This is a genomic window from Pseudoalteromonas sp. S558 (genome assembly GCF_005886635.1).
Lineage (GTDB): Bacteria > Pseudomonadota > Gammaproteobacteria > Enterobacterales > Alteromonadaceae > Pseudoalteromonas > Pseudoalteromonas aliena.
The window spans coordinates 1-421 of the sequence record NZ_PNDU01000632.1; the positions used below are offsets into that span (position 1 = coordinate 1).

Consider the following 421-nt stretch of genomic DNA (forward strand, 5'->3'; position numbering starts at 1 on the left):
GACCGTACTCACCGGCACGTGCTGCCTCAATCGCCGCATTAAGTGCAAGTAAGTTAGTTTGCTCAGCGATACAACGAATAACGTCTAAAATACTACCAATTGAGGCGCTGTCTTTGTGTAGTTTATTAATAACACTGGATGCTTCATCAACTTCGTAAGCGAGTTGTGCAATGGTTGCTTTATTTTGATTTGAAATACCTTTAACGCGTTCAGCTTCTTTATCGGCATTTTTGATTTCGCCTAGTGCTTGTGGAGCACTGTTGCTCACTGTTTGAGAAGTACTGCTCATTTCAGTGGTTGCGGTTGCCGCTTGCTCTACTTGCGCTTGTTGATTACTAATCGCTTTGCGTGATTCACCGGTAATTGTTGAGGGTTGCGCAGAAGCGGCAGCAAGTTGTTTTGTACGCGAAATAATAGCTTT

Annotated in this window: 1 protein-coding gene; it reads right to left on the reverse strand. The window is 43.7% G+C overall.

Annotated features, from left to right (window positions below):
• A partial coding sequence (locus CWB66_RS22540) for a methyl-accepting chemotaxis protein (protein ID WP_252371834.1) occupies positions 1–421 on the reverse strand: 421 nt, incomplete at both ends.